At 54.7% G+C, this 17,038-nt stretch carries 14 protein-coding genes; 5 read left to right on the top strand and 9 right to left on the bottom strand.

Annotated elements, in window-relative coordinates:
• A partial coding sequence (gene rpsO / locus ACN0RL_RS02750) for a 30S ribosomal protein S15 (RefSeq protein WP_417513444.1) occupies positions 1 to 204 on the top strand: 204 nt, incomplete at its 5' end.
• A gap of 309 nt (positions 205 to 513) precedes the next feature.
• On the top strand, positions 514 to 2,628 hold the full coding sequence (gene pnp, locus ACN0RL_RS02745; RefSeq protein ID WP_417513464.1) for a polyribonucleotide nucleotidyltransferase: 2,115 nt from the start codon (positions 514 to 516) through the stop codon (positions 2,626 to 2,628).
• Between the two features lie 247 nt (positions 2,629 to 2,875).
• Here the strand turns inward: pnp and ACN0RL_RS02740 are convergent, their stop codons facing one another.
• From ACN0RL_RS02740 to ACN0RL_RS02705, 8 genes are all read right to left on the bottom strand, one after another.
• A complete protein-coding gene (locus ACN0RL_RS02740) occupies positions 2,876 to 3,754 on the bottom strand; it encodes an alpha/beta hydrolase (RefSeq protein WP_417513442.1) in 879 nt (292 codons plus the stop codon).
• A complete protein-coding gene (locus ACN0RL_RS02735) occupies positions 3,724 to 5,589 on the bottom strand; it encodes a DUF4105 domain-containing protein (protein WP_417513440.1) in 1,866 nt (621 codons plus the stop codon). Before ACN0RL_RS02735 ends, ACN0RL_RS02740 begins: the two co-directional genes overlap by 31 nt.
• 83 nt (positions 5,590 to 5,672) lie before the next feature.
• Positions 5,673 to 6,137: a DUF3015 domain-containing protein gene (locus tag ACN0RL_RS02730; protein ID WP_417513438.1), complete on the bottom strand. Its 465-nt coding sequence runs from the start codon at positions 6,135 to 6,137 to the stop codon at positions 5,673 to 5,675.
• A gap of 273 nt (positions 6,138 to 6,410) precedes the next feature.
• The gene (locus tag ACN0RL_RS02725) at positions 6,411 to 7,112 is read right to left on the bottom strand and encodes an ABC transporter ATP-binding protein (RefSeq protein WP_417513462.1); all 702 of its coding nucleotides are present in this window, start codon (positions 7,110 to 7,112) and stop codon (positions 6,411 to 6,413) included.
• An 8-nt stretch (positions 7,113 to 7,120) separates the two neighbouring features.
• The gene (gene livG, locus ACN0RL_RS02720; protein ID WP_417513436.1) at positions 7,121 to 7,876 is read right to left on the bottom strand and encodes a high-affinity branched-chain amino acid ABC transporter ATP-binding protein LivG; all 756 of its coding nucleotides are present in this window, start codon (positions 7,874 to 7,876) and stop codon (positions 7,121 to 7,123) included.
• 6 nt (positions 7,877 to 7,882) lie between these two features.
• Complete coding sequence (gene livM, locus ACN0RL_RS02715) at positions 7,883 to 9,154, bottom strand: high-affinity branched-chain amino acid ABC transporter permease LivM (RefSeq protein ID WP_417513434.1); 1,272 nt, start codon at positions 9,152 to 9,154, stop codon at positions 7,883 to 7,885.
• A complete protein-coding gene (livH, locus tag ACN0RL_RS02710; RefSeq protein ID WP_303596787.1) occupies positions 9,154 to 10,077 on the bottom strand; it encodes a high-affinity branched-chain amino acid ABC transporter permease LivH in 924 nt (307 codons plus the stop codon). The genes livM and livH overlap by 1 nt, the downstream gene beginning before the upstream one ends.
• Before the next feature lie 161 nt (positions 10,078 to 10,238).
• Positions 10,239 to 11,351: a branched-chain amino acid ABC transporter substrate-binding protein gene (locus ACN0RL_RS02705; RefSeq protein WP_417513432.1), complete on the bottom strand. Its 1,113-nt coding sequence runs from the start codon at positions 11,349 to 11,351 to the stop codon at positions 10,239 to 10,241.
• Between the two features lie 327 nt (positions 11,352 to 11,678).
• Here ACN0RL_RS02705 and ACN0RL_RS02700 point away from each other — a divergent pair, with 327 nt between their 5' ends.
• On the top strand, positions 11,679 to 12,179 hold the full coding sequence (locus ACN0RL_RS02700) for a MarR family winged helix-turn-helix transcriptional regulator (RefSeq protein WP_417513430.1): 501 nt from the start codon (positions 11,679 to 11,681) through the stop codon (positions 12,177 to 12,179).
• Between the two features lie 22 nt (positions 12,180 to 12,201).
• On the opposite strand, the gene lon is transcribed toward ACN0RL_RS02700, so the two are convergent.
• The gene (lon, locus tag ACN0RL_RS02695; RefSeq protein ID WP_417513428.1) at positions 12,202 to 14,652 is read right to left on the bottom strand and encodes an endopeptidase La; all 2,451 of its coding nucleotides are present in this window, start codon (positions 14,650 to 14,652) and stop codon (positions 12,202 to 12,204) included.
• A 174-nt stretch (positions 14,653 to 14,826) separates the two neighbouring features.
• Between lon and trxA the strand changes: the two genes are divergently transcribed.
• A complete protein-coding gene (gene trxA / locus ACN0RL_RS02690; protein ID WP_417513426.1) occupies positions 14,827 to 15,690 on the top strand; it encodes a thioredoxin in 864 nt (287 codons plus the stop codon).
• 161 nt (positions 15,691 to 15,851) lie between these two features.
• Entirely contained in the window at positions 15,852 to 17,009 is a 1,158-nt protein-coding gene (locus ACN0RL_RS02685; protein WP_417513424.1) for a helix-turn-helix transcriptional regulator, read from the top strand.
• The last annotated feature ends 29 nt before the right edge of the window (positions 17,010 to 17,038 follow it).

The raw sequence follows: 17,038 nt of genomic DNA, 5'->3' as shown, positions 1-17,038 counted from the left end.
GGTTCCCCGGAAGTGCAGGTTGCACTGCTGAGCGCCAACATCAACAAGCTGCAGGACCACTTCAAGATCAACAAGCAGGATCACCATTCCCGCCGTGGTCTGATCCGGATGGTAAACCAGCGTCGTAAGCTGTTGGACTACCTCCGTAAGAAGAATGGCGATCGTTACCTGGAGCTGATCAAGCGCCTGGGACTGCGTCGCTAAATCCGGTCTTACGACCTGACGGCCGCTCCGGCATTGTTCCGGTAGCAGCCACCAGCCGGCGGGTTCCTCAGGGGGCCTGCCGGTTGTGTTTTTCATCACCGCATTGAGTATTTCAGTGAGTCTGGGATCTTCTGTCGTATTGGGAAGCTGAAATTGATAGCAGGTTGTTGAAAGCCCGGGCGGTACGCAGGTTCAGCGTACCGATTACCTGGCCGGGGTTTTGCAACAGCCTGTTAGCTTTCAGGCAGAGTATTTTCAGGGTCACACTTCAATCATTCTGAACAGATAACGCAGGAGTTCGTTGTGGATCTGCAACCGCGTAAAAAATCATTTGAGCTGGGTGGCGAAACCGTCACCCTGGAAACCGGACGTATTGCCCGTCAGGCTACAGGTTCTGTTCTGGTCACCGTTGGTGATATTTCGGTTCTGGGCACTGTTGTTGGTGCCAAGGCAGCCAAGCCTGGTCAGCCGTTTTTTCCGCTGACTGTTAACTATTTTGAAAAAACCTATGCCGTTGGCAAAATTCCCGGTGGTTTCTTCAAGCGTGAAGGTCGTCCTTCCGAGAAAGAAACTCTGACATCCCGTCTGATCGACCGTCCGATTCGTCCGCTGTTCCCGAATGGCTACATGAACGAGACGCAGGTTATCTGCACCGTTATGTCGTCCAGCAAGCAGCAGGATCCGGATATCGCAGCAATGCTGGCAGCTTCCGCTGCCCTGGCAATTTCTGGTATTCCTTTTGATGGCCCTATCGGTGCCAGCCGCGTTGGTTACACCAACGAAAGAGGTTATTTCCTCAACCCGAGCTTCGAAGAACTGAAAACTTCCCTGCTGGACATGATCGTTGCCGGTACCGAGGACGCAGTTCTGATGGTTGAGTCTGAAGCCAAAGGCCTGACCGAAGATCAGATGCTGGGTGGCGTTCTGTTTGCGCACCAGGAAATGCAGTCTGCCGTTACCGCAATCAAGGAATTTGCCGCTGAAAATGGCAAGCCACGTTGGGACTGGCAGCCAGAAGCTGAAAACACTGAGCTTCTGAACGCTATCAAGTCTGAGTTTGCCGGAGCGATCGAAGAAGCCTATGGCATTCGCGACAAGATGGCTCGTTATGAGCGTCTTGGCGAAATCAAAGCCGCAGCGGTTGAGAAGCTTGCCGGTGAAGAGGAAGGTCAGCCTTCCGCAGACGATGTCAAAAAGAACTTTGGCAAGATCGAGAAGTCAGTTGTTCGCCAGCAGGTTATTGATGGCAAGCCACGTATCGATGGCCGTGACAACAAAACAGTTCGCCCGATTGAAATCGAAGTGGGTATCCTGCCAAGCGTTCACGGCTCTGCGCTGTTTACCCGTGGGGAAACTCAGGCGATTGTTACGACTACTCTGGGTACTTCCCGTGATGTGCAGACGATCGATGCGCTGGAAGGCGAGCGTAAGGATCCGTTCCTGTTCCATTACAACTTCCCTCCGTACTCAGTAGGTGAAGCGGGCCGTGTTGGTACACCTGGCCGTCGTGAAGTCGGCCACGGTCGTCTGGCGAAGCGCGGTGTAATGGCTGTTATGCCTACCCTGGAAGAGTTCCCGTATGCCATTCGTTCGGTATCCGAGATTACTGAATCCAACGGTTCCAGCTCCATGGCTTCTGTTTGTGGTTCAAGTCTGGCGTTGATGGATGCGGGTGTTCCGCTGAAATCGGCGGTTGCTGGTATCGCCATGGGTCTAGTCAAGGAAGGCGACAAGTTTGCCATCCTGACAGACATTCTGGGTGATGAGGATCACCTGGGCGACATGGACTTCAAGGTTGCCGGTACCAAAGACGGTGTGACCGCTCTGCAGATGGATATCAAGATCCAGGGTATTACCGACGAGATCATGGAGCTTGCCCTGGAGCAGGCTTACGCGGCGCGTCAGCATATTCTTGGTGAGATGAATAAGGTTATCTCTGTGTCGCGTACCGAGCTTTCGCCCCGCGCTCCGAGCATAACCACGATCAAGATCAATCCTGAGAAGATTCGTGATGTTATCGGTAAGGGCGGTTCGATGATCCGTTCTATCTGTGACGAGACCGGTGCTTCTATTGATCTGGATGATGACGGTAACGTGAAGATCTACGCAGATAACCAGGAAGCGGCCCAGGCGGCGGTTAACCGGGTTAAGGAAATTACTGCTGAGATTGAGGTGGGTGCTATCTACAAGGGTCGCGTTGAGCGCATTGTGGACTTCGGTGCCTTTGTTAACATCCTGCCTGGCAAGGATGGTCTGGTGCACATTTCCCAGATCTCCGATCGCCGGATCGAGAACGTGACTGACGAACTCAAGGAAGGTCAGGAAGTTCTGGTCAAGGTTCTGGATGTAGACAACCGTGGCCGTGTGAAGCTGTCCATGAAGGAAGTCAAAGAAGGCGAGCAGCCGACTGATTTTTCTGACTGATAGTTAGCAGCTAGTCAAACCCCGCCTTTCCTTTTGGGATTGGCGGGTTTTTTGTTTTTTGCCTGGGAGGTGGCGTTCATCGGGAGGGCCGTTTCAAAACACGCTACGAGCACATCCATGTGCGCTTGTTTCGGGCCATCCTTGGCCCTCTACAGTTTTGAAACGGCCCTCCCGATGAACGCTTATGCATGTCAGTAGCCGTCAAAAAAGAAAAGCCAGGAACCTTCTCAAACAGATCAGGCGGTCCTTAACTCCCCTCTAAAAACTCCAGTACCGCATTCTTGTAAGCCGGGATGATGAACGTAGCCGCGTGGGGCGTATCTGTCTGCAGGAATTGCTTTGGTTCATCGGCGGCCTCATAAAGTGCCTGGCCGTGATGGAAAGGGATGATGCCGTCGCGGACGCTGTGAATGATCATGACAGGTACCGGGCTTATGTTGGCTATGCGGTCTATTCCTTCGTACTCGTCTGGAATGGTCCAGCTCAGAGGCGCCTGGAGTGGCCAGGTGAGCCAGAAGCTTGAGAGCTTCTCTCTGGCTATGCCGCGAAAGCCTGAGAAGGTGCCGTCGAGGATGACGCCGTTGAGTTCCGGCGTTTCGTTCCGTTGTACCCACTCGCTGGCGAGAGTCAGCCCCAGTGCGCCGCCGAGGCTTTGGCCCAGGAGGAAGATCGGGGCGTTGGCGGTGGCAGGTTGTTGCGCCAGCCAGCGCAGGCCGGTTTCGGAGTCGTGGAGGGCGCCTTCTATGTCGGGCGCGCCGGTGGATTTGCCGTAGCCCCGGTAGTCTATGGCGAAGATGTTGTAGCCTTCCGCAGGTAGCCAGGCGACGTTGAGCAGGTGGCTGCTGATGTTCTGTGCGTTGCCGTGGAGGAAGTATACTGTGCCCAGTGCATCGCCTTCAGCAGGCAACCACCAGCCGTGGAGGGTCTCGCCGTCGGCAGTCTCGAGGTAAATATCTTCGTAAGCCAGGTTGAGGCGGTCTGGCGTTATGTAGGTGGTTCTGTCCGGGAAGAAGAACAGGCTGCTGCAGCCGTTTTGCGATAGCACAACGGCAGCGAGAAATACTGTCAGCAGGGTTGTTTTCAGCTTCGGCATTCTCAGAAGTAAGCGTGAAGTCCGGCTTGCCATGTGCTCTGGTACCTGTCGTAGTGATCTTCCCGGGTGAATTCGGCGAACAGGCTGAATTCGCGTCCGATGTGCCAGTTGCCTTTGGCGTATAGCTGATTTTGCCGGTGCTGGCTACTGACGATCCAGGCTTTGGTTTTGGCGCCGGCGGTGAGGCTGAAGCGGTCGTTCTGGTGCAGCACGCCAATGTCGGCGCCCGGTGCTGCATCGTAGCCCCGGCGCAGATCATCGTCGATTTCCAGGTCTGCAGTAGCAATGGCAAATGCCTGGGTTTGCTGGCCCAGTTGCCAGCTTCCGCCTGCACCGCCTTCCAGGTAGGGCGCCAGAACCCTTTCGGTGCCGGTGTCGGTGCGTCGTGCACCGAAGCCTACCTGCCACGACAAGGGTGAGAAAAAGGCATTTCTCGGGCTCAGGGAGCGGATTTCTACGCCGGTGAGCTGTTCCAGTTGAAGTTCGTCGTTGTCGGTGTAGTAGCGGGCATCCAGGCGGAGAAACTGCAGTTGGGCTCCGCTTCGGTAGCCGGCGGGCGGGTCGAGAATGTCGTGATACGCGGGTCGGAATGTCAGCTGGGTAAACTCGCGATGGGCCAGTTGCCCGGCACCCAAGCTAACGCGAAAGGTGTCATGGCCCTGGTCGTCTCGCACTGGAGGTTCCGGTGGCTGTTCCAGTGATGCAACACCTTCAATTTTACTGCGCTCACGTAACAGGCTGTGTGAGAGTGGGGCTGCAATCTCTCTTGGCCAGCCGTCTGCTTCGCTCTGGTAGCGCACATAGTCGTATGTTGCGTCGAGCACATGAGCACGTTCGCGTGGCGAAAGCGCAAGTACCTCGTCGCTGCCTGGCTCCACATATCCGTTTGCCATAGCAGCTGCAAGTGTCTGATGAGGTTGGGGCAGTGCTGCCAGGCTATGAGAGACAGAAGTGGCCGCTGATGCGCGATAGTGCACATCCTGAACCAGGTCTTTATCCAGTACCCAGCGGACGGTGTCCGACGGTATGGCGTGGGTACTGATCTCATCCAGAAGATTGGTGCCAGGACGTGCGACATCGATCAGTGCGAGCAGACGATAGGCGCAGTTTTCATCAAAAAAGTAGTAGTCGAAATTACGGTCCCGGATTTCCCAGGCATGAGCCAGCATGAAGTCCACTTCCTGTTGGTTCAGGTTGAGTTGGTATTCCCAGAGATCGCGATGCTCGATATCGGAGTAGAGGCGGATTTTTTCGTAGTAGGGCTGGACGGTGGTAATGCCCGGGTAGCCTCCGAAGATCCCTCGGTACGCAAATAACAGCTCGCTATCATGGGCCGCCGCATCGGCGGCATAGGAAATCGTATTGGCGAGCAGTAAGTTGGTTTGTTCATCTTCCTTCGGCGGGTCCAGCCGCAGGAATGTGTGGCCAAACATGGAAGAGGGGCTGTTCAGGTATGAGGCTGCAAAAACCAGGGTGATGCTTTCTGTGTTAAGGGTTTCCATCCAGTCTTCATAATCCGGGCAATCTACTGCCGGGGTTGGCAGGTCAAGCTGTTCCCTAAGCCAGGTGTCCCGGGCCGGAAAGCGGCAACGGGGGTGGTTGTTGCCATCTCCCGGTTGTTGTATTGCCTTGAGGGTTGCTTCTAGTTCTGCTTTCGGAGACTTCTTGCCATGCTCGCTCAGAAAAAATGCAGAATCATCCGCCTGGCTTGTATAGCCGCTGCCAAACCTGTCGGGCTGGTAGTGAATAAGTGTGAGCCAGGCCGGATCGAGATGCAGTGGGCTTTCAGCTGATTGTGCTTGAGCCTGCAGAGGTAAGCTGATGATGAGCCAAAACACAGCTGGCCCAACGCGAAGCAAGTTGCCCATGGGTATGTGCGAGTTCCGGTAGGAGATGGTGAAACGGGGAAGTGCGCCATCCTTGGCGCCCGGGCATCCCTGCAGTTCAGCTATCAGGCCGCTACGTATTTGCTAAGCGACTCATTCTTTTCCAGCAGTGCGACAATTGCGTCCACTGCTTCACCGGAAGTGGTGTCGGAATTCGGGAAAATAGTAGCGAAGTTATCCTGCAGAATCTGGCGGAACGCATCGCGGTCCGTTGCTTCTACACCCAGAAGAACTGCCAGGGTTTCGAGGTTCTCGCCATTGCCGCGAGACATGTCACGAGCCACTTTGTCGATGTTGCTGTCCATATACATGGCCATGGACTGAACGGATTCGTTGGTCTGGCAGCCCAGGGTGCCAGTGGTCATGCCGAATGTCTGGTTGCCGAAAGTACCGTTGGTTGTTGCAGCCAGTACGTGGGGAGCAATGCCGGATTGTCCTTTCCAGATCATAGCGCCAACGCCGCAGCCCGGTTGAGCAAAAGCCATGGAAGACGCACCCAGAAGAATTGCACCTGCGATCAGTTTTTTCATTGTCCACTCCTTTGAATATTTTACAGTCGTCGCAAAAAAACACATAGCCAGCTCTGTTACTGGCTGCGTGGAAACGGCCCTGACGGATTCCCGCGGAAACAAGCACTAAAGCCGTTGTCTTGAGTATAGTGCAGATTTGACAACCGCAAGTCTATACCACTGTGACTATTTGATTTTGCCAGACTATTTACCTCCTGCAGCGTACTGCGGGGTAAAATCAGAGTATAAAAAAACCGGAGCAGGCTCCGGTTTAAGCGTATCGTGAGAGCAGGTTCAACCGCCCAGGTAAGCGTTCTGAACATCCGGATTGGCCAGCAGGTTCTTACCTGTGTCGTGCAGCCGGATCTTACCCGTTTCCAGCACATAACCCCGGTCAGCAAGGTGCAACGCCTGGTGCGCGTTCTGTTCGACCAAAAACACGGTAATGCCTTCATCCCGCAGGTGTCCGATAATCTCGAAGATCTGCTTGATGATCAGCGGCGCCAGCCCGAGCGATGGCTCGTCCAGAATGATCATGTTCGGGCGACTCATCAGTGCCCGGCCTATGGCCAGCATCTGTTGTTCGCCGCCCGACATGGTGCCCGCGCGTTGATGTTCACGCTCTTTCAGGCGCGGGAACAGTTCGTAAACGTGGGCCTGGCTTTTGCGGATCTCGGATTTGGTGTTGAAGAACCCGCCCATGTGCAGGTTTTCTTCAACCGTCAGGCCAGAGAATATGCGCCGACCTTCAGGCACTATCGCTAACCCTGAGCGCATGATCTGTGCTGTGGGCTCGGTAGTGATATCCCGACCTTCCAGAATGACACGTCCGGAACTGGCTTGCGGCATGCCGCATACGGTCATCAGCAAAGTCGTTTTTCCGGCGCCGTTGGCACCGATCAGCGAGACGATTTCACCCTTGTTTACTTCAACCGAGACCCCGTGAAGGGCCTCAATCTTGCCGTAATGAGTGTGGACGTCTTCCAGTACAAGCATGCTCATAGTCAGGCCTCGCCCAGGTAGGCATTGATCACGTCGTCGTTGTGGCGGATTTCTTCCGGTGTACCACTGGCCAGAGGGCGGCCCTGGTTAATGACGTTAATGCGATCGGAAATATCCATTACCAGACTCATGTCGTGCTCAATCAGCACTACGGAAACGTTGTAGTCCTCTTTCAAGCTCACAATAAGCTGATTGAGTTCTTTGGTTTCTGCCGGGTTCAGGCCGGCGGCAGGCTCGTCGAGCATCAGCAGCTTGGGCTCAGTGACCATGCAACGGGCGATCTCAAGCCGTCTTTGCTGGCCGTAGGCCAGATTACCGGCATCCCGGTTGGCGAGATCCAGAAGTCCTACCCGTTCCAGCCAGTACGCCGCACGATCCAGTGCTTTGCGCTCACGTTCTTTGTAGTTCGGCGTGCCAAAAAGCCCGGCCAGCATGTTGGTGTTGAGGTGGCGGTGCTGGGCCACCAGCAGGTTTTCCACAACGGTCATTTGGGTGAACAGGCGCACGTGCTGAAAAGTCCTTACCATACCCAGCCGCGAAATCTTGTGGTCCGGTATGCCCTGCACTTCTTTGCCTTCGAAAAGGATCTTGCCGCCGGACGGCTTGTAAAAACCGCTCATGCAGTTGAACACAGTGGTTTTACCGGCACCGTTGGGGCCGATGATGGAAACGATTTCCCGTTCCTTAACGTCCAGTGAAACGCCGTCTACCGCCAACAGGCCACCAAAGCGCATGGACAGATTCTGTACTTCAAGCATTGTCTGTCACCCCTGCTTGTTCAGTGTGATGTGGATACGGCGCATGGGTAGCAGACCCTGCGGCCGCCAGACCATCATCAGCACCATGGCAGCGCCGAAAATCAGCATGCGGTATTCGGAAAACTCCCGCGCCAGCTCCGGCAAAATCGTTACTGCAATGGCTGCCAGTATGACGCCAATCTGTGACCCCATGCCGCCAAGAACCACAATTGCCAGAATGATGGCGGATTCGAGGAATACAAAGGATTCCGGGCTGATAAAGCCCTGCTTGGAGGCAAATACAGTGCCTGCAAAGCCGGCAAAGAAGGCGCCAATGGTGAACGCAGAGAGTTTTACAGCGGTGCGGCTCAGGCCGAGAGAGCGAGCTGCGATTTCGTCTTCCCGCAGGGCTTCCCATGCCCGGCCTACCGGCATGCGCATGAAGCGCCGGATAATCAGGGCGGTAATAACCGCAAGCACCAGTGCAATCAGGTACAGGAAGATAACCTTGTGCTCACCGCTGTAGGCAATGCCAAAGGTTTCGTGGAAGGATGTATTACCTTCCTCTTTTACGCGGCGACCGAATTCCATGCCAAACAGCGTGGGTTCGGGGATGCCGCCAATGCCATTGGGGCCGCCAGTCAGCGATGTCCAGTTGTTGAGCAGGATGCGGATGATCTCGCCAAAGCCCAGGGTAACGATGGCCAGGTAGTCCCCCCTGAGGCGCAAAACCGGAAAGCCAAGAATCATCCCGGTCAGCCCGGCCAGTAGTGCACCAATAGGCAAGGCCATCCAGAACGAGATGCCCATGTACTGCGACAGCAAGGCAAACGTATAAGCGCCAACCGCATAGAATGCCACATAGCCGAGATCCAGCAGGCCAGCGAGGCCGACAACCACGTTAAGGCCCAGTGCGAGCATGATGTAGATAAGCACCAGCGTGGCCAGATCCACAGAGCCTCGCGACACAAGAAATGGCCAGAACAGAGCAAACACGACTATCCCGGTCAGTACCCAGGACTCAAGCTTGACCCGCTTGGATTGCTCCATGGGTTCTTTGCCGGCCAGCGGATTAAGGTTGGGTAGTTTGCCAAGAATGCCCATGAACGAGTCACGGTAAGCCTGGAACACGAAAACCGCTATCGCCGCCACTATTACCGCAATGATCGTTGAGGTTTTGGCTCCGGTGAGCGTGATGTTGATGCCCTTGGCTTCCAGGTTGAAACCAAGGATAGGGAACGAAATAATCAGCGTGACAATCGCACAGAACAGTGCGTGCCTGTAGTTGTTAGCAGCCATCAGATCTTCTCAACCTCCGGTTTGCCAAGCAGGCCCGTGGGTTTGAACAGCAGAATGAGGATCAGCAAGCCAAAGGATACGACGTCTTTATATTCACCGCTGAGATAGCCGGATGTCATGCTTTCAGAGACGCCGAGAATCAGGCCACCGAGCATGGCTCCGGGGATGCTGCCTATGCCACCAAGCACGGCTGCGGTAAAGGCTTTTAGCCCCGCGATGAAGCCGAACAAGGGGTCAACCGAGCCGTAATACATGCCCAGAAGCAAGCCGGCAACCGCCGCCAGTGCTGCACCGATGATAAAGGTGGCAGAGATAATGCGATTGGTATCGATGCCGAGCAGGCTGGCCATGCCAAGATCCTGAGAAACTGCCCGGCAGGCGCGGCCTGTGCGGGAGCGGGAAATGAATAGCGAGAGTGCCGTCATGCAAATCAATGTGGTCACAAAAATAGTGATCTGCATATAAGACAGTGACATCTCGAAGGCGCCATCAGCACTGAAATTGAAACCGCCTTCAATCAACGCCGGGAAGCCGACGTTGCGAGAGCCTTGGGCGAGGTGCACATAGTTCTGCAGGAAGATGGACATACCGATTGCAGAGATCAACGGGATCAGGCGGTGCCTGCCACGTACCGGGCGATAGGCGACCCGTTCTACTGCCCAGCCCATAGAGCTGGAAACAATCATCGCGCAAAGAAGCGCAACAATGAGAATCAGAGGGAGCCAGGCAAGGCCGAGAGCGGTCAGGCCGGTAATGGCGATAAGCGCGGTATAAGCGCCGATCATATAGATCTCACCATGGGCAAAGTTGATCATGCCGATGATGCCGTAAACCATCGTATAACCGATGGCGATCAGGGCGTAGGCGCTCCCGATCGTCAGCCCGTTAATGAGCTGTTGAGAGAAATACAGGAGGTCTTGCATTGTTGTTTGACTCCGGAGGCCCGCTCCCTTCTCTGAAACACACCAGACACGGGATAACCGGGCCGAAAGTGAGACAGGATCATAAGGAGCCTAGAAAAACACCTTCTCCCGGATCGCGGTGAGAAGGTGCTCTCATGATTACCGTTAATTAACGATTTGGCTTAGTTTACCGGAGTTTTGCTGCCATCTGAATGCCATTCGTACACAACGAACTCGAATGACTTCATATCGCCGGCCTTGTCGTACTGCACAGTACCGATTGGTGTTTCAAAGCTGCCGCTGCGAAGCGCTGCAGCAACGTCGAACGGGTCTTTGGAACCTGCAGCTTCGATACCGTCAGCAACCAGCTGAACAGCAGCGTAGGAGGTCAGCACGAACGGGCCTGAAGGGTCTTCACCCTTGGCTTCGAATGCCTTTACCAGCTCCTGGTTTTCCGCTTTTGTGTCAAAGCTTGGGGGTAGGGTTACGAAAAGCCCTTCCGCGGCTTCACCTGCAATGGTGTTGATATCTTTGTTACCAACGCCTTCAGGGCCCATGAACTTCGCATCGAGATCAGCCTGGCGTGCCTGGCGCAGAATCAGGCCCAGCTCAGGGTGATAGCCGCCATAGTAAACGTAATCAACGTCGGCTTGCTTGAGCTTGGTGACCAGGGAGGAGAAGTCTTTGTCGCCCGCGGTAATACCTTCAAACATGGCAATTTCGATGCCCTTGTCTTTCAGTGTGTCGCGAACGGCTGTAGCGATACCTTCACCGTACTGCTGCTTGTCGTGAACAATAGCAACCCGCTCCGGGTTCTGGCTGGCAATATAATTACCGGCGACTGGGCCCTGCATGCTATCGAGACCGATGGTGCGGAAAACCAGCTCATAGCCACGCTCGGTGATTTCCGGGCTGGTTGAGGCTGGAGTGACCATCAGAATGCCTTCGTCCTCATAGATGTCTGAGGCAGGCTGGGTGGAGCTGGAGCAGAGGTGGCCGATGACGTAGCGAACACCATCGTTAACCAACCGGTTTGCCACGGTAACGGCCTGCTTGGGATCGCACACGTCGTCGTATTCCACTGCGACGAGCTGCTCGCCCATCACGCCGCCATTGGCGTTGATCTGCTCAATGGCCATGCGGGCACCGGAAAACTGCATGTCACCATACTGGGCAACCGGTCCGGTCATCGGGCCTGCAATACCAATCTGAATTTCCGCAGCTGCGTGGCCTGCGCCCATGAGGGCAACGGAAGCACTAACGGCGGTTACGATTTTTTTCAGTGAAGTTGTCATTGTGTCTGTCCTGTTAGGTTCAGGGTTATTCTTATGTTCTCAGAGTGCTAAACAAACACTACACATCCTGCCTTGTCAAGTTGGCCCAAGGCTTCTTTGATTATTTAACATTCTCCGGCGCAAACTTCAGTATCGTCAGGATGATCCGGGAAGGGCAGTGTGCGGAAACTGTGGTGGTCGCGCAACTGTCCTGTGCTGATATCAACCGACATGGCGCACTGGGGCTCGGCTGGGGGGAAACCGCTACTTGCATTCAAAGGTGTGAGGAACTCTAATAGTTAGTGGTGTAAACAAAAAGTCGGAAGGCGTCAGCGGAGTAGTAATACAGTGAACAATCATGAGCATGTTCTGGTAGCACTCAGGCGTGTTATTCGGGCAACGGATCTTCATTCCAAGCGTCTCAGCAAGAATGCCGGGCTCACCGGCCCGCAGCTTTTGATCATGCGGACAATCCGGGATCTGGGTGAGGTTACCATTGGCACCATTGCCGACAAGGTCAGCCTGAGCCAGGCTACAGTTACAACCATTCTTGATCGCCTGGAACATCGGAAGCTGGTGTACCGCGTTCGCAGTACGCAGGATAAGCGCAAGGTTCATGCGCACCTGACCGAGGGTGGTGCAGATATACTTTCCCGTGCGCCGAACCCCCTTCAGGAAGACTTCATCAAGAAGTTTCAGAACCTTCATGAGTGGGAGCAGAACATGATTCTCGCGTCTATGCAGCGGGTCGCGAACATGATGGATGCTGACGACATAGACGCCTCTCCGGTTCTGGATGTGGGGCCGGTTCTGAAAGATGATGGATGGAAAGAGAAAGAAAAGGGATGAGCCTTTTCTTTCTCCAGTCGCATCAGTGCACTGACGACCCGGACCGGGGTTTGTTGCCAAAACACACCTGAAAGACATCGTTGTAGTGTTTGGCAAAGTTGACCGTCAGGCCTTCTTTCAGGTATTCCGGTAGCTCCTCATAATCGCCCCTGTTCGCTTCTGGCAGAATCAGATTGCTGATCTTCTGCCTGCGGGCTGCGATGACTTTCTCGCGAATACCCCCTACAGGAAGAACCTGGCCAGTGAGTGTCAGTTCCCCGGTCATCGCGGTATTCTGCTGAGGGGCTTCCCTGCGCGCGATCGAGAGTAAGGCCGTTGCCATGGTTACACCCGCACTGGGGCCATCCTTGGGTGTTGCGCCTTCCGGCACATGAAGATGCACGAAGGATTTGTCGAAAAATCCGGGGTCGCCTTTGAACCGTTTCAGGTTTGAGCTGACGTAACTGTAAGCGATTTCAGCCGATTCTTTCATGACGTCGCCAAGCTGGCCGGTCAGCTTGAAACCGCGTTGGCTGGAATGAATACGGGACGCCTCTATGCCCAGCGTTGCGCCACCCATGGATGTCCAGGCCAGCCCGGTTACAACGCCAATACCCTTGAGGGATTTCTCTTTCCGGAATGCCGGCTGGCCCAGATACTCCTGCAGATCAGATACGCCTACCTTCACCGGCTCATCCGGGGCTTCCAGCAGTTTTACGATGCCCTTGCGCATGACTTTGTGCAGCATTTTTTCAAGGTTCCGGACGCCCGCTTCACGGGCATAGCCTTCGATGATCTGGCGGATGGCAGCGTCAGTTATGTTGAACTGCTTTTTAAGCAGTCCGGCCCGTTTCAAAAGACGCGGCAGCAGGTGATGCTTGGCGATGGCAAGCTTTTCCTCGCCGATATAACCCGACAGGCGGATAACATCCATCCGGTCCAGTAGCGGCCGCGGAATGGTGTCGAGCTGGTTGGCCGTGCATATAAACAGCACCTTCGACAAGTCCATGCGGACATCCAGATAGTGATCCAGAAATTCCCTGTTCTGTTCCGGATCCAGAGTTTCCAGAAGCGCGGAAGCCGGGTCACCCTGATAGGAGGCGCCGATCTTGTCGATTTCATCCAGCATGATCACCGGGTTGGCTACTTTGGTATCTTTTAGTGCCTGCACGAACTTGCCCGGCATGGCGCCGATGTAGGTGCGCCTGTGGCCTTTGATTTCTGCTTCGTCACGCATGCCGCCAACGCTGAATCTGTAAAACTTGCGCCCGAGCGCGTCCGCCACCGAATGGCCAATGGATGTTTTACCCACGCCTGGCGGCCCAACGAGCAGCAGGATCGAGCCGCTTACTTCGCCCTTGAAGGTGCCTTCGGCCAGGAACTCGATGATCCGGTCTTTTACATCATCAAGGCCGTCGTGGTCACGGTTCAGAATGCTGCGGGCTTTTGCCAGATCAAACTGATCCTCGGAATGCTGGCCCCAGGGAACCTGGGTCAACCAGTCCAGATAATTGCGGGTAACGCCATATTCCGGCGAACCCTGCTCCAGAATCTGCAGCTTTTGCAGTTCCTCGTCAAAGCGCTCTTGCACGGCCTCGGGCGGGTTCAGCTCTGCCATGCGGTTTTCAAAGCGCTCGGCATCTGCCGTTTTATCGTCTTTCGATATGCCCAGCTCGCGCTGAATGACTTTTAGTTGCTCCTTCAGGAAGAAGTCACGTTGGTGCTTCTGCACCTTCTCATTTACTTCCTCACTGATCTCAGACTGCAGGCGCGCCACCTCCAGTTCTTTGCGCATGAGCAGAAGCACCTTTTCCATGCGCCTGAGCAGGGGCAGGGTGCCCAGGATATCCTGCAGTTCCGGGCCGGGAGCGCTGGTCATGGAGGCGCCAAAATCCGTCAGCGGGGAGCTGTCCTCCGGGCCAAAGCGTGAAAGGTACTGTTTTACTTCCTCGCCATACAGCGGGTTGGTACGCAGCAGCTCTTTAATGGCGCTGATGATGGCCAGGGTGTAGGCCTTCGTTTCGTCTGCATCTTCCTCGGGTTCTTGCGGGTACTCAACTTCTACCAGATACGGAGGCTTGCGCCTTAACCACTGCACAATGCGAAAGCGTTGGAGCCCTTGCGCAATGAACTGAACATTTCCATCCTTATTCTGTGCGTGATGAATGCGCACTGCGCAGCCAACTTCTGCCAGCTCGGTGCTCTCCGGCACGCTCTGCCCGGTTTGATGATTATCCACAAAACAGATCCCGAGCATTTTGTGGTCGGTTTCGCCTACGCGCTTGAGGGTCTCTTGCCAGGGGTTCTGGTTGACCACGACCGGCTGCACCTGTGCGGGGAAAAATGGCCGGTTTGATACCGGCAGCAAATACATCCGCTTGGGCATGGAATGCTGGGGCAGAACGAGATCTTTACTGTGCTCGTTCTTGCCGATGTACTCGGTGACATCTTCCTCAAACTCTGTCAGGGAATCGTTGTCTTTTTCGTTTTTCATGCCGTATCTGCTTCCTCGTAGGAGAAGTGTCTGGTTACTAACTGAAGCCTAAAGTCATATTTTCAAGCAGGGGCTTTGCTAATACCTTGGGTGGCCGCTCTTGAATTCCGAACCCCTGCGCCCCATCTACGCATTAACCAATAGTCAACGTTGCGAACAACTCAGGTGCCCGACATGAGCAGCTCTCCCCACATATTTGAAGCCACCATGGAAAACTTCCAGCAGGAGGTAATGGACGCCTCTGCTTCCACGCCCGTACTTGTGGATGTATGGGCCGAGTGGTGCGCACCCTGCAAACAGCTTATGCCCCTGCTGGAAAAACTGGCTAACGAATACAAGGGCGCGTTCCGGCTGGCAAAGGTTAATGCGGATGAACAGGAGCAGCTCACTTCCAGCCTGGGCGTGCGCAGCCTGCCAACGATCATCCTGGTGAAGGATGGCCAGGCGGTTGACGGTTTTAACGGTGCCTTGCCAGAAAGTGAAATTCGCAAGGTGTTGGAAAAGCACATCGAACTGCCGGAAGAGGCTCCATACGAAAAGGCCCATCGCATCTGGGAAGAGGGTGATGTAGACGGCGCAATGGAAATTCTTTCAGAAATGAACAGGGAAGATCCGGAGAACCTCAAGGTGCTGATCGACCTTGCCCAGCTGAAAGCTGAAACTGGCGACCTTGAAACCGCTGAGCAGGTACTGGAAAGCTTGCCGCCTGAGGAAAAGCTGCAACACCAGGCAAAGCAGTTGGCCGCCAGAATAAAGTTTCTGAAGCAATCTGCGGAGCTTCCACCTGTAAAAGATCTGGAAATGGCGCTGGAGCAGGACCCGAAAGACCCTAATGCTTTGCACATGCTGGCACTTCATAACGTGCTGGCGGAGAAAAATGCCGATGCCATGGAGTTGCTGATCCAGCTGATGCAGGTCGACAGCAGATATAAAGATGAGGTGGCCAAAACCACACTGGTTGAGCTGTTTGAGAAGTTGGGTAACAACAACCCGGATGTGCGTACCTACCGGCGCAAGCTTTATACGCTGATGCACTGACCCTTTCTGCCAGGGCGGGCTATCCGTAATCGGGTAGCCCGGAGTCTCGTTCGGCCCCTCCGAAAAACCTTTTTACTTCAAATAAGTTGAACTTCTTCTATAGTCTGGTTTGTTGAAACAGGAAATCTGCTTCCATAAAAACAAATCGAACGGGAGAGTCCATGGAGTCTCAAGCACTGGGGTCTCAGCGACTTCATGGAATATTGAACTCTCAGAATGCCTTGCCAAATGAGTCTGAACTGATCCGGTGCCTTTACGAGTCTTTGCAGCATCAGGCCGGTTTTCATGATTTTCTTGCGATGCTGACCACAGCCGTTAACGGCTGCGCCGCCCAGCTTACTTTTATCCGAAGAACCCCCGTCGCTATAGAGCATATCTGGCACGCTGGCCTGACGGATGAATTCGTGGCGTGGTATCTGGACAACAATATGATCGCCCACGACGCGGTCACCAATCATGCCGTCACCCAGCAGCCTGGTTTGTTCAACTCAGCCTTGCCGCTACTGGAAAACGGCCCGCCCGGCGATGAATACGATCGCTGGGAGTCTGATCAGAGCATGCTTGACTCAGCATGGCTGGTCGTTGATGCCTCTGACACTCACATCATACTGCTCACTGTTCAGAGAACCCTTGCCCAGGGCGCATATTTCCCCGTGGAACTCGAGGCCATGAACCACCTGGTTCCGTTTGTGCGGCAAACGGTAAACCTGGCGCAAACCCTTCATCAGCATCCGAGCACTGGGCAGTCGCTGTCTGCGATAGCCGAGTTGATTCCGGAGGCCGCCTTCGTTCTGAATAATCGGGGTATGGTGGTGCTTGTAAACCAACGCGGCAATGTGCTGCTGGAAAACGAGCGTTGCCTGAGTATTCGTTCCGAGCGCTTCTGTTTTTCAGCTGAGATGACGCAGAAGGCCTTCTTCCGTGCGATCACGCGAGCCTCGGATGCCACAGGAAGCAGCGGTATTGCGCAACCGGAGACGCTGATTGTCAGCCGTGAGGTCAAGTCACCGCTGGTTATGACGATCCGGCCGCTTGAACACAATGAGCTGCTCACCGGTGGCGTGCTGATAACGGTGATCGATTCAGACTCGAGGTTGTTTCCTGGTGCGACCGCGATTGCAGAGTGTTTTTCCCTTTCGCCGGTGGAGGCGGAGGTGTGCGAAGACCTTGTTATCGGGCTCAGCCTGAAAGATATTGCGGAAAAGAGAGGTAAAAGTGAGGCAACGGTCCGAAGTTATCTGAAGCAGATCTTTCACAAAACCGGTCAAATTCGCCAAGGCCAGCTGATCAGTACGATTCTTTCGGCTTTATTGCGATAGTGTCGGCAGGGCGGTCAGCAAAAGACGCG

Source organism: Marinobacter sp. (genome assembly GCF_048259445.1).
Taxonomy (GTDB): Bacteria; Pseudomonadota; Gammaproteobacteria; order Pseudomonadales; family Oleiphilaceae; genus Marinobacter.
The sequence above is the reverse complement of the archived record's forward strand: the minus strand, read 5'-3'. Positions and strand labels throughout refer to the sequence as shown.

Coding starts and splice junctions, on each gene's coding strand:
- ACN0RL_RS02740 (WP_417513442.1), bottom strand. CDS start 3,754: ATGGCAAGCCGGACTTCACGCTTACTTCTGAGAATGCCGAAGCTGAAA.
- ACN0RL_RS02735 (WP_417513440.1), bottom strand. CDS start 5,589: ATGGGCAACTTGCTTCGCGTTGGGCCAGCTGTGTTTTGGCTCATCATC.
- ACN0RL_RS02730 (WP_417513438.1), bottom strand. CDS start 6,137: ATGAAAAAACTGATCGCAGGTGCAATTCTTCTGGGTGCGTCTTCCATG.
- ACN0RL_RS02725 (WP_417513462.1), bottom strand. CDS start 7,112: ATGCTTGTACTGGAAGACGTCCACACTCATTACGGCAAGATTGAGGCC.
- livG (WP_417513436.1), bottom strand. CDS start 7,876: ATGCTTGAAGTACAGAATCTGTCCATGCGCTTTGGTGGCCTGTTGGCG.
- livM (WP_417513434.1), bottom strand. CDS start 9,154: ATGGCTGCTAACAACTACAGGCACGCACTGTTCTGTGCGATTGTCACG.
- livH (WP_303596787.1), bottom strand. CDS start 10,077: ATGCAAGACCTCCTGTATTTCTCTCAACAGCTCATTAACGGGCTGACG.
- ACN0RL_RS02705 (WP_417513432.1), bottom strand. CDS start 11,351: ATGACAACTTCACTGAAAAAAATCGTAACCGCCGTTAGTGCTTCCGTT.
- lon (WP_417513428.1), bottom strand. CDS start 14,652: ATGAAAAACGAAAAAGACAACGATTCCCTGACAGAGTTTGAGGAAGAT.
- trxA (WP_417513426.1), top strand. CDS start 14,827: ATGAGCAGCTCTCCCCACATATTTGAAGCCACCATGGAAAACTTCCAG.
- ACN0RL_RS02685 (WP_417513424.1), top strand. CDS start 15,852: ATGGAGTCTCAAGCACTGGGGTCTCAGCGACTTCATGGAATATTGAAC.